Origin of the sequence: Allorhodopirellula solitaria, from assembly GCF_007859855.1 — a bacterium.
Lineage (GTDB): Bacteria > Planctomycetota > Planctomycetia > Pirellulales > Pirellulaceae > Rhodopirellula > Rhodopirellula solitaria.
In genome coordinates this window covers 162,881-175,353 of the sequence record NZ_SJPK01000007.1, presented here as the reverse complement: position 1 = coordinate 175,353, position 12,473 = coordinate 162,881, and the positions used below count along the sequence as shown (strand labels likewise).

Annotated in this window: 5 protein-coding genes; 3 read left to right on the top strand and 2 right to left on the bottom strand. The window is 58.9% G+C overall.

Going from position 1 to position 12,473, the window contains the following annotated elements:
- Positions 1 to 4: 4 nt before the first annotated feature.
- The gene (locus CA85_RS15020; protein WP_146392142.1) at positions 5 to 898 is read right to left on the bottom strand and encodes a DUF4132 domain-containing protein; all 894 of its coding nucleotides are present in this window, start codon (positions 896 to 898) and stop codon (positions 5 to 7) included.
- Positions 899 to 1,181: 283 nt separating this feature from the next.
- Here CA85_RS15020 and CA85_RS15015 point away from each other — a divergent pair, with 283 nt between their 5' ends.
- Positions 1,182 to 3,098: a TlpA disulfide reductase family protein gene (locus tag CA85_RS15015; RefSeq protein ID WP_246112828.1), complete on the top strand. Its 1,917-nt coding sequence runs from the start codon at positions 1,182 to 1,184 to the stop codon at positions 3,096 to 3,098.
- Positions 3,099 to 3,265: 167 nt separating this feature from the next.
- A complete protein-coding gene (locus CA85_RS15010) occupies positions 3,266 to 3,862 on the top strand; it encodes a thioredoxin family protein (protein ID WP_146392140.1) in 597 nt (198 codons plus the stop codon).
- A gap of 700 nt (positions 3,863 to 4,562) precedes the next feature.
- On the opposite strand, the gene CA85_RS15005 is transcribed toward CA85_RS15010, so the two are convergent.
- On the bottom strand, positions 4,563 to 5,999 hold the full coding sequence (locus CA85_RS15005; RefSeq protein WP_246112827.1) for a S1C family serine protease: 1,437 nt from the start codon (positions 5,997 to 5,999) through the stop codon (positions 4,563 to 4,565).
- A 479-nt stretch (positions 6,000 to 6,478) separates the two neighbouring features.
- Between CA85_RS15005 and CA85_RS15000 the strand changes: the two genes are divergently transcribed.
- On the top strand, positions 6,479 to 12,166 hold the full coding sequence (locus CA85_RS15000) for a cadherin domain-containing protein (protein WP_146392139.1): 5,688 nt from the start codon (positions 6,479 to 6,481) through the stop codon (positions 12,164 to 12,166).
- The last annotated feature ends 307 nt before the right edge of the window (positions 12,167 to 12,473 follow it).

The window sequence follows — 12,473 nt, the reverse complement described above, 5'->3', positions numbered from 1 at the left end:
CTGCTCATGCCGTTTTCTCCGCTGACTCTTCGACCTTCCGTTTCGCATAGATCGCCGATGCCATCCGTACTCCTTCGCTGAACGTGACCGCACCGAGGTCAGCGATCTTGACCGCCCGTTCGCTGGCATCGACGAACACGAGCTGCCCGGTGTAGGTTTCCGATTCCGGGTACTCGTCACCGACGTAGTAGCGAGCCTCGATCAACGTGTCGTTTTCCCAGATTCGGCAGGTTGCGTAGCCACCGCGAACGGGATACCCGAGTCGCCGGCAGAGAGACAACGCAAAATTGAGCTGTTCGAACATGCCGCCGGAGTAATCGTCGATTGACTTCAACTCCGTTTGCTCGGCGGTGGGTTGATTGACGGGGCGATAGAGTTGATCGATCGTTTGTGAGATCGACAGGTCGCTGGCGAGTTCCCGCAGTTCGGCGAGGTCGGCGATCAAGATCGGATGCGGCATCATGACCGCAGGCGACTTGTGCCACTGGGTCTCGCCATCGAGATCGATCACGCCGAATCCGCGTTTAGTCTCGACGTCGCGGAGCAGGCCTGTTTTTTCGAAATCAGGTTTGCCCTTGGCATCGACTGGCGCGACGACGAGGTTCTCCAAGCTGGACCGCCAATCTGGGTCCGGCCAGATTTCTTGGAGGACATCACGCGGGATCGGCAGCGACCGCAACATCCAACGCTCGACGCGGAGCAAGCATTCGTTGCGGTGATCGTCGAGCCATTCGGCGAGGGCCCGCAGGGATTCTGCCGTTTCGGATTCCTTCAACCATTTCGGCACCGACGCGAGCGTCTTGCCCTTGGGGTTGCGGCACACCAATTTGCCGCCCGCCAGGCCAATTTGATAATCCCGTTCGCCCGGCAGCCAAGCGACATCCGACGGTTCGACCATGAGTTCCACCTCAAATCAGCGACCACGCAACCGATGGGGACGACCGCCCCACCTGGATCCAATTGTGGCACATCCGCACGACTCCATGGGGTTCGTCGGTAAAAGAGGCTCGCCTTGGCGGGCAATCGCATGCTTTGGCGCGCGGGACTGATATTTCCGAACTGATCTTGATCTTTTGACGCCGCTGCGGGGATGATCGGGGTTGTTGTCAATGCACCGCTGCGGTGCTCACTTTCACGGCCAAAGAAAAAAGTAACCCTCTGTGATGGACGTTCCGACGATTATGCCAACACAATCGCGTTTGCAACCCAATCGGTTGTGGTTTTGTGCGTTATTCCTGCTTTCCGCCTCGCCGGCCTGGGCGGCCCCGCCCTCTGCTGCGGCGGCGCTCGGTCTCGAGCCAGTCCAGGATGGCGTTGTCTATGAATTGGTGCAGGACGACCAGGTCGATCGCTGCACGGTGCAAGATATCGACCGCAGTGACTGGTCCGGCTGGGAAGTGGTTGCTGCCGATGGCACGCTCCTGCGGCGCTTTGCCGATACCAACGGCGACAAGAAGATCGATTTGTGGAGTTACTTCCAGTACGGCGTCGAGGTTTATCGTGATGTCGATGCCAACTTCAATGGCAAGGCCGACCAGTATCGGTGGATGGCCACCGGTGGAACCCGCTGGGGCGTCGATGCCAATGAGGACGGGACTATTGATCAATGGAAAGTGATCTCCGCAGAGGAGACCACGATGGAACTGATCGCGGCACTGGCGACCGAAGACGCGACGCGGTTCGCGGCCCTCTTGGCGACCGAGTCGGATATCCAGGCCGCGGGGATTCGTGGCGACATGCAGGAGTCCCTCAACCGCAAAGCCACGCGTGCAGCGTCGAAGTTCAAGGACTTTGCGGGTTCGCAAGATACCGTCGATCGGGAATCGGAATGGTTGCAATTCGCAGCGAATGCTCCGGGCCTGATGCCCGCGGGCGAGCCTGGATTCGAGAAAGACGTGCTGGCCTACGAGAACGCAGTGGCGATGTTCGAAAGCGGCGACCGTTCGGGACAGTTGCTGGTGGGCACGATCATGCGATCGGGTGATGCCTGGAAACTACTCGACCTACCTGTACTGGCGGAGCAGGGCGAACCGATTGCCCAAGCAGGCGGCAACTTCTTCACCCCGGGAGGAACGTCAGCCATCTCCGCGTCGGGCTCCAGCGCGGGAGATACCAAAACACAAATGCTCGTCAGTAAACTCGAAGCGATCGATACCAAGTTGGCGCAGGCATCGCAGACCAAAGACCTCGCCGTCCTCAATGAACAGCGTGCCGACGTCGTGTCGAATCTGGTCGACGCCGCCACGTCGGCTGAGGAACGCGATACCTGGACGCGTCAACTCGTCGATACCGTCAGCGTCGCGGTACAGAGTGGTGCCTATCCCGAAGGTTTGGCACGCATCCAATCGCTCGCCAAATCGTTGGCGCGGTCGGGAAGCCCGCAAACAGAATCACTGCGGGCGTATACCGAGTACCAACTGATCGGGACGGAGTATATCGCCCGGCAAAGCCCCGATGCCGACTTTGCCAAAATTCAAGAATGGTGGTTGGGCGAGCTCAATGAGTTTGCCGAGCGACATCCTCAGGCACCCGAAACCGCACAAGCCAAGCTGCAATTGGCTCTGAGCAAGGAATTCGAAGGCCAGGACAAAGATGCACTCGAATTCTATAAGCAGGTTGTGACCGATTTCCGCGGCAGCGACGCTGCCGAACGGGCTGCCGGAGCGATCGTGCGACTGCAATCGGTGGGGAAACAGGTCGACCTCGAAGGACACACGATCCAGGGCAAAGCGTTCCGGTTGAGCCAACTGCGGGGCCGCCCCGTCGTGCTGCACTACTGGGCCACCTGGTGTGAGCCCTGCAAACAGGACATGAAACGACTGCGCAGTCTGCAGGCTCGCTACCAACGGGCCGGATTACAGATCGTCGGGGTCAACATCGATAACTCACGTGAACAGGCCGTCGCCTACCTCAAGGCGAACCCGCTGCCGTGGTTCCAACTGTATGAGGATGGCGGTCTCGAAGGCAGCCCGCTGGCCAAACAGTTTGGTGTGCAAACGCTGCCAACGATGATGTTGATCGATAGCAAGGGACGTGTCGTTCGTCATAACATTGGCGAAGCCGAACTCGACGACGAACTCGCTGAATTGGTTAAATAGGCGACCGCCGCGGTGCAGGGGCGCGCGATTGCCCAATCAAGAATGCTCCGGCCGCTCAGCGTGCCGGTCGCGAGCGTGATTGATTTGACACGCACCCATGTTACACTTCGGTCGTTTCACCGGGCTGGTGAGATATTCCATTTCATCTTCCAACGAGACGATCAGTCATGGTTCGCACTGCTTCGACGATGATGCCATTGGGCACAGCGGCTCCCGATTTTTCTCTTCCCGAAACCGACGGCGACACCGTTTCGCTGGCGGATTTTAAAGAGAGCAAGGCGCTGTTGGTGGTTTTCATGTGCAATCACTGCCCCTACGTCAAGCATGTTGCTGAACAGCTCAAACTGCTCAGCGACGAGTACATGCAGCACGGCGTCGGCGTGGTGGGCATCAACAGCAACGATATCGAGAAGTATCCCGATGATAACTTTGCCGCGATGACGGCAGAGAAGGAGGAACGCAATTACTCGTTCCCCTACGCGCTCGATGAAGATCAATCGGTAGCGATTGCCTACGGCGCCGCGTGCACTCCCGATTTCTTTCTCTTTGACGGTGATCATCGGCTGACCTATCGCGGCCAACTCGACGGTAGCCGCCCCAAATCGGGCACGGCCGTTACCGGCGTCGACCTCCGCGCGGCCTTGGATGAAACCTTGGCAGGGCGTACCGCAGCGATCGACCAAAAACCCTCGATCGGCTGCAACATCAAGTGGAAACCGGGCAATGAACCGGAGTACTTCGATCCCAACGGCAGCGCCAAGTAAGTACCCAGCAGAACCGCCCCGTTGGGGCGAAATCCGTGTTTGTCTTGGCCCCAATGGGGCGGTGGCATGATGCCTGGGGTTGCATTGAGAGCCCCAACGGGGCGTCGTTATGAAAGCCCAGGGCAACGCCCTGGGTGGAATGGCGGGATGATATGGTAGCCCCAACGGGGGCGGCCCTTCTGTCCTGCCAATCGGATGACGTGTGCCCATAGAGCCGCCCCGTTGGGGCTGGCGCGATGTGTTGTTGTCGGGTTCCCCAGGCGTTGCCTGGGGCTTTCATAGGGCTGCCCCGTTGGGGCGAAATCCGTGTTTGTTTTGGTTCCAACGGGGCGGTGGTGTGACGTCCCAGGGTGACGTCCCGGGGTTGCATTGAGAGCCCCAACGGGGCGTCGCTATGAAAGCCCAGGGCAACGCCCTGGGTGGAATGGCGGGATGATATGGTAGCCCCAACGGGGCGGCCCTTCTGTTCTGCCAATCGGATGACGTGTGCCCATAGAACCGCCCCGTTGGGGCTGGCGCGATGTGTTGTTGCCGGATTCCCCAGGCGTTGCCTGGGGCTTTCATAGGGCTGCCCCGTTGGGGCGAAATCCGTGTTTGTCTTGGCCCCAACGGGGCGGTGGCGTGGCGTCCCGGGGCTGCATTGAGAGCCCCAACGGGGCGGCGGCGTGACGACCCAGGGCAACGCCCTGGGAGGAACGTATTACGGGATCTGTTGCAGGGTGACTTCGGTGCGATATCGTTTTCCGTCGCGGAGGATTACCATCTCGATCGGTTGGTTCGTTGGGGTGATGCCGACGCGGGCGACGAGATGGTCGTCGTCTTCGATGCGGTAGCCGTCGAACTGCAGGATCACGTCGTCTTTTTGTAGTCGAGCGGTTTCCGCAGGGGATCCCGAACGGACGTTCTTGACGCGGGCGCCGCCGAATTTCAGGTCGTTCTCGCGGTAGACGTCCACGGCCGAATCCGGGCTGACTTTCATCGACGCGTATTGCCCCGATACTGTCGGGAATTCGGTCGCAGCAAATTCAGGGTCGAGGGTGACACCGAGATAGCCGCGGCGGAGTTGGCCGTGCATGATGAGTTCTTCGGCCACCCGGGCGGCCATGTTGATGGGGATCGCGAACCCGATGCCCTCGCTGCCGCCACTGCTGCTGGCAATCGCCGTATTCATGCCGATCACTTCGCCGCGAAGATTGAGTAGGGGGCCGCCACTGTTTCCGGGGTTGATGGCGGCGTCGGTTTGGAAGAAATCTTGCAGGTCGATCCGTTCTTCGCCCAGCGACAAATCACGCCGCCCTTTGGCGCTCATGATGCCGAAGGTGACTGAGTGGCTGAGCCCGAAGGGGCTGCCGATCGCGATCACGAAGTCGCCGATTTGGACCCGGTCACTGTCGGCCAACCGAGCCGCCGGGGGCAGCGGTTGAGAGGAGGGCAGGGGACGGCGGCTTGTATCGCGAGCGGACCTGGAGTGGGCTGCCAGTTTCATGACTGCGACATCGGTGCTCGCGTCCATCAGGATCCGTTCGGGACTCCAGCTGCGTCCGTCACTCGTCCGCATCGTGATTTGGTCGACGGTGGCGCCGTGGATGACATGCCGATTGGTCATGACCCACCGCTCACCGGAGATTTCGAGTACCACACCGCTACCCGCTTCGTCATAGGATTCAGACGACGCACCGTTGCCCGTTACCTTGTGCGCCTCGATGTGGATCACGCTCGGTTTGACCAATTGAGAAACGTGCCGAACGAGATTGCCCAGGCGATCGAATTGGGCGACCTCCTCAGCCAGTTCGCTGAACATTTGGTCGCGTTGGACATCCGCTTGGCTGCGCGAAGGGATTCTACCCAGAGTCGCGTGGGGAACCGGAGCGGTTTGAGTCGACGGTGGGGCGAGGGCGGGCGGTTGAGCTGTCGCGTGAGGAGCCGATCGGGTGATCGGGCCACTTCGGTAAATGCTCTCGCTGCGATCGACCGAGCCGCTGCGTGACCGGGCCGCGCCGGCGTCCTGCGCCGCTGCGGGATTCCAGGCGACAACACTGACAGTGCTGAGTAGGATCACAGCCAGGGCGGCCGTCGATAGGTGACTGCCTGTGCTGCCACCGGAGATCGGTGCGATTGTGGTGGTGCGTTGGCGCATTTGGTTCCAGCTCGGCATCGAGACCCTTTCCAGCGAAATGAACCCGGGCTCGTGGGCCGAGCCGTGGGACAACAGATTGTAGGCATCGTCCACCTCGCGGGGCCAGCTTTGGAGATCGGTGTCGACGAGGCACAACGGCAAAAACCCGTCTAATCGGACCTGAAAATGGCCGCTACTCGATCGATTGTTCGCCAAATACCGATCTTTTCTGTTGTTCCGGATGCTCTGGATATTTATCCTAGGAGGCTTGGGAACCTGTCCGGATAGGGGGCTGCCCCCCTTGAAAGGAGCGGGAGTTCATTCCGACTGGGGTTCCAAGCCGTTTTTTCTGTATTCATTCACAGGAACCTTTTTGGGTGGTGGGCATCCAAAAATCACGCCAGCTTTATCGGGGTGATTACGTGAGATAATCTGCCCGTCACCGTTCCTTATGGCTAGGTCGCTGGATTTCGCCGCTCGCTTATTTGGACTTTTCCGTCATGAAACGCTTCACTTCGACCCCCCTGCGAGATTGGTTGGTTGGCTCTCGCTCCGATATTCCTGATGGTGAATCTTCCTCGGCTGCCCGCCGTCGGCGGCTGTCCCGATCGATCGCGGGAACATCGAATCGGCGCGCGGCCCAACGCCGTATTCAACTGGAAAAACTCGAATCGCGACAACTCTTGGCTGTCGTCAGCGGTGAGGTGTTCCTCGACGTCAATCAAGATGGCCTGCGCCAGGACGACGAAGTTGCCGCGGCGGATGTTCGCGTGTATATCGATCAGAACACGAACGGGAAGCTCGATGCCGCCGAGCTGTCGACGAACACCGATGTGGATGGGTTTTACTCGTTTCCAACCCTGAACGCGGGCGATTACCAGGTCCGCGTCGATCCTGCTGCAGGCTTCGTGCAGACGGCGCCGTCGGTCACCTTTGGGTGGGACGACACGGTCGTTCAAGATGAGAACGGTGATTACTTCCGTGCCGCGCAGTTGTTCCAAGTTGATGCTCAAGGGGAGGTCGAGTCGATCGGCCAACCCACCAGTCGCCGCATGGATGGGCTGGTCCAGATCGGCGACAATTCACTGCTCGGTATCGATACCCGGGCCAACGAAGTCTTCCGCGTCGATCCGTATACGGGGGAGCGGTTTCGCATCTCCGAATCTAATTTGGACATCGTTGGTGGCTTGGCATACGACCGCGTCGGCAACGCGGTGTACACCTTGGTGCGAGGCAGTTCCGAGGCGACCAACCGAACGCTGGCGCGGATCGATACCAATACGGCGAGTGCGACCTTGATCGGTGATGGCTATTCGGGGTTGAGTTCGGTCAGCGACTTGGCGTTTGATCCTGTGAATCGTCGGGTGATCGGTTTCGATAACAGCGACGATGAGTTCTTTGCGTTTGATCTCAACGGGATCGGAGGCACGCTCGCCCGCGCGAGTTTCACGGGGATCGACGCCAGTTCGATGGCTCTGGCAACCGCTGAGCAACTCGAGGGAGTCTTGCCCGGTGGACCCACCAGCACGTCGACCTATGTGTGGATGTTCGATGCCGATGACAACGATCGCACCTCGACATTGTTGGTTGAGATCCCCGATGCGCTGCCCAATATCGTGGAGACGGCGATTGTGCGGGCCTCAATCGACGTCAGCGAGGCCGTTCGTCCGGTGGCTCTGACGCGCAGCGCAATTGGCAACAATGCGCGGGATATTACAGTGACCCAGTTTGAATCTCGCAACGGCGTGAACTTCGCAGTCGCCCCGGACGTGATTGGATTTAGGCTTCTGCCGAGCAGGCCGCTAACCGGTGCAGGGTCGCTCGGACAAGTGGGGGCGACTGTCGTCGGTGGCGCGATCGAGGAAGATTTCGTCGAGGTGTCGCTGAATCGGCAGCCCGATTCCGATGTGACGCTGAACCTGTCACGTTCGAGCGGTCTCGGGGGCGATCCCGGCGTCGTGCTCGATGTGAATCAACTGACCTTCACGCCCGATGACTGGGCGACGCCCCGCCGCGTGAGATTGACCCCGGATCCGGCTCACGAAGTCCAGGTGATCACGCCGAGCACGTTGACCGCGACCGTGGACGCGGCGAGCTCGGATCCTCAGTTCGCCAACCTGCCAGCGCAGACGTTACCCGTCCGCGCTTTGCCAGCACTCGACGCGGACAAGTTCGACACGCCAGTCATCAGCGAGATATTGATCGACGGCCGGTTCACTTCTGCGGTCACCAATACCACCGACCAATACATCGAATTGCGTGGTAAACCCAACGAAGTACTGCCCGCGGGTACCTATTTCGTCGTCATTGAGGAATGGTCAACCAACACCGGCGATATCAGCACCGTGATCGATCTGAGCGGCCAATCGTTTGGTGAGAATGGTTTCCTCGTCTTGTTGCAGGGGGCGAATAGCTATGACGCCTCGTTTGGCGCCAACGTGTTGCAAAGCGATCTTACCGGATTCAATGGGCTGCCCGGTGGGATTTTTAGTAGTGCTCAGTCCAACGGCTCGCTGGACACGCCGTTAGATGATGCGAGTTACTTCCTCATCCAATCCGACACGCCGCCGGCGGTCGATGATGACATTGATGCCAACGACGATGGATTCATTGATGCCGATAGTCCGGCTGCGGACTGGACGACATTCGACGCTGTCGCGATGCATGGCTACACGTTCAATCAAGCATCCTTTGCCCCCATCGTTTTTGTCGAGAATGCCACGAATTATCAACCTGTGGTGGAGCGCAACAGCCGTGGCCAAACGATCGTGTCCATCGATGGCTTCGGTTACGTCGGCCGTATCGGAGACTCGATCGGCAGTGACTACGAAGACTGGGTGGGCGGGACCGTTGACGATGTCGGCCCAGGCTTCTGGGGCGGTGAAGCAGATGAGGAAGGCTTGTTTGAGTTTCATGAAAATGAGCTCACCTTTCCGGCCTTGAACGATCATGCTCTGGATCATATTGGCGAAAGCAATTTTGTCGGCGGCGTGCGCGGCAGGATTTCGCTATTGCCTTCCAATGGCGACATTGAGAACGGCACACCTCCCGACACCACCTTGCCCGCCGAAGGCGTGACGGTCTTTGTCGACACCAATGGCAATGGAACGCGCGACGATCTGTTGCATGTGGTGGAACCCGATGACGCCGCTCCGCCGTTTGATATCAACAATCCCCTCCCCAACGATGCCGAGTATCCGCTGACGCAGGAGTACGACGGTGTCACCATCAGTTGGGCCCGAGCCGATGGTGCGATCGTCACGGACGATATTGTTTCGCGTCGCCAGCAGATTGGTTTTCGTACCGTGGGAAATCGGATTTTCAGTGCGGGCCCGTTCGATGAGTTCTACTCATCGAACCGTTTGCGATTCGATTTCTTTCGGCCGATCAGCTCAGCATCGATTGATGTGTTCAATTCGAACTCGCGTGGATTTGTGTACGGGCGGCTCGATGCTTACAACGCCGCAGGCGAGCTCGTCGCCACGTCGCTGAGTTCGGCCGTCAGTGGTAGTCAGCGAGGACGGATAACCGTGTCTGCGCCCGGTGAGCAGATCGTGCGTGTGGAGGCCTACGGCGACGATTCCTTCAACGCAGACTCATTCAATGTGAGCTTTGATTCGTTCAGCTACCTGCAGCCTGAACCGGTTGCGATCACGGATCAAAATGGGATTTACGAGATCGGCGGCCTGTTCCCCGGCAACTATGAACTCGCCGTTGCCGGGACCGCCGAAGTCGCCAATCTGCTCGCCACGTCGACGACACCGTTCCGGATTACGAAGTACGAAAACTTTTTCTTCGATAGCGAGTTTCGTCCCAACACCGCGCCCACTTTCCCAGAGGGCACGAATATTGTCTTCAACCTCGATGAGAATCCACCGGCGGGTAGCGTGATCGGGACCATCGATGCCTACGACGCCGATAACTCTGGGTTGACCTATGAGTTCGTTGCCGGCAACAGCACGGGATTGGAACTCGTGGTCCTGCCCGACTTCACCGCCGAGATCCGCACGACCGCTGACGCGGACCTGGACTTTGAAGCCGAGCCCGAGCGGATCTTGACCGTTCGTGTTTCGGACGAGCTTGGTGCGAGCGAATCGGCACGCGTCACGTTGCAACTCAACGACATCAACGAGGCGCCGGTTATTTCGGATGCGGAGCTGTCGGTGCCCGAGGGCGCTGTCGCTGGCGCGACAACAGGCACCGTAATCGGGCGCATCGATGCGGTCGACCCGGATGCCGATTCCGACCAACAGCTCACCTATGATGTGATTCCAAGTACGGACGAGGATTTCTTTGAGAATGACGGCTCACCCTATTTCTCGGTCGATCAACTCACCGGAGTCGTCCGCCTGACCGCTCCGCTTGATTTTGAAGCGATCAGCTCACTGGTCCTGAGGGTTCGCGTCAGCGACAACAACTCGGCTGAGGGGCAGACACCGGGCGTTGCCATCGCCGACAAAATCATTCGTGTCTCCGATGAAAACGATCCGCCACAGGTTGCCACGACATCCTTCGACGTGCCCGAGTCGGCGACCGGCGAATTGGCGAACCTCGAAGCGATGGACCCAGACGACGGGCAGAATCACACATTCCAACTCGTCAACCCAAGTTCCTTGCTGCACGTAACAGCCGCCGGCCAGGTGGTCCTCAATCCGGGGCAAGCATTGGATTTTGAAACCGCTCCGGAAATTCGGTTCGACGTTTCCGTCAGTGACAACGGTAGCCCGCCGCTGGCCACGACATCCACGATCGTTCTGAACGTGCAGGATGTGAACGAGCCCGCTGTGCTGAACCGAAACAGCAATCAGAACAGCCCCGCGAGCGAGAACCAGCCAGGACTGTTGATCGCGACGCTGGCGCTGGTCGATCCGGAAGGGCTGAATTCTGATTACGCGTATGAGCTGCTGCCGGGCCCCGATTCGGACCTGTTCCAGTTCGATCCGCTCAGCGGCCGTTTGCAATTGGCCGACGGAGTCACTCTCGATTACGAGGCGGCACCCCATCACGACCTGTCTTTTGAAATCGTCGACCGGACCGGCCAGCTCCCGACCACAACGCAGCCATTTCGAGTCTACGTCAACGATGTCAACGAGCCAGCTTACGTAACGACCAATAAAATCTTTGTCTCCGAAGTGCCTTCCCCTGGAGATGAGATTGGACGCATCGGAGTTGTCGATCCCGATCCAAACATTGCCGGCAGCAGCCTCTCGATTGAGATCATCGGCGGCACGGCGCAGCAGTTCTTTGAGTTTGAATCGGCGGCCAATTCGCCCGGCAAACCGGTTGCGGATATCGACCCGTTCTTGTTGAAAGTTCGCGGCGATTTTGATCTAGCGGACTTCCGAGCGATCGATCCAGAGGACCTGGATCTGCAGGTCCGAGTTTCCGACGGCAATAGCTCGACCGTGCAGCCGATCGATGTGCAGATCGAGCTGAACGAAGTCAACGAGCCGCCGGTGTTCAACGATGCGATTCTCGCCCGTACCTTTGACGGCGAACACATCGTGACCGGGACCACCTACCGTCTGACGATTCCTCAAGACATCGCATCGGATCCCGAAGATGGTGATTTCTTATTGCGGATCGGTCAGAAGGTACGCGATCAGAATGGCGACGTGGTGCTCGACGAAGGAGGCCGGGTCAAACTGAGCCTTCCGGATTGGTTGACCTTCAATCCTGACACGCTCGAGCTAGTAGGTCGCCCCGGTAGAGACGTCCACGGCGATATTGATCTGGTTATCCGTGCATTGGAAGTCGGCCCGTTCCCGCTCTCGGTCGATCATGAGTTCGTGCTGCCCGTCGCTCCTTTGCAGAATCTGGCTGATGCTTACGACGTCAACAACGACGATGCCGTGACGTCACTGGACGCATTGAGAATCATTAATTTCCTCAATGAATCGAGAACGACGGTCGCTACCGCAGGCAGCCTCTCGGACGATCTCGTTTATCTCGACGTATCGGGAGATGGATTTGTCACCGAACTCGATGCCCTGCAAGTGATCAACGAGCTGAACCGTCTTGGCGGGGTCGAACAAGAGCCCGCCGGGGAACCTACCACCGATCCGGTGGGGGCCTCCGGTTTGGATCACATCACCGTGCCGGTTGACGATGCTTTCGCCTCTCGGGAAGATCACGCGACCCGTGAAGAAAGCATCGACGCTGTCTTCGGTCAATCCAATCTGTTCTGAACCTGTTGATTCGTCGAGGTTGTGAACGGTTACCGTTGCATTTCGTTGTGGTAGTTTCCTTTCCTGATGTCACCCTCCCGAGCGAAGCAAGGTTCGGGCAGGAATCGGCAACACTTTCACAACAATCAACGCGTTCTCGTAGTAAGCAGGTCGGGGGAGTTGTTTCGGTTCATTAGCCGGTGGGCGTTAGCCCCGGTTCCGCCAACGCTTCGCGGTTGGCGGCAGAAAACCGGGGCTAACGCCCACCGGCTAATGGAGTGATGCGGACAAACTTCCCCAGACGTGCTTACTCGGACTCTTTCCCCCC